Annotated in this window: 1 protein-coding gene; it reads right to left on the bottom strand. The window is 40.9% G+C overall.

Annotation, left to right across the window (positions count from 1 at the left end):
* Positions 1-319 (bottom strand): hypothetical protein (locus AC1DKN_RS21070; RefSeq protein WP_476872413.1); only part of this gene is annotated, 319 nt, incomplete at its 3' end.
* Between the last annotated feature and the right edge of the window lie 38 nt (positions 320-357).

The raw sequence follows: 357 nt of genomic DNA, 5'->3' as shown, positions 1-357 counted from the left end.
CAGTAGAACGCCACCACGATTTTTTTTCTGAAAAGTCATTATCTTTTGACTGCTCTTTTTTCTGCAGCGGTTGAACTGTGAATGAAGCAACATCAACAACTGCAACACCCCTCAACACCCTGACAGCCCTTGCATCTTCTCTTGCCTTGTCTCTGATCGCTTGGTCACGTTTGCGTTGTTCCTGCCCTTCTTTAGAACGCCATTTTTTACGTGATAGGTTCTGCATCGGCGGGCGATCTAGTTCAATAGCTTTTGCTAAATATAAAATAGACTTGTCAAAATCCTTTGCATCTTCTGCTTTTTTAGCTAAATCGATCATTATGTTTTTTTGTTCTTCTAGCGTTCTATGACTTACAC

Source organism: Arthrobacter sp. 01N444, from assembly GCF_056399305.1.
Note: the sequence above shows the minus strand (reverse complement) of the source record. Positions and strands in the feature narration are given on the sequence as shown.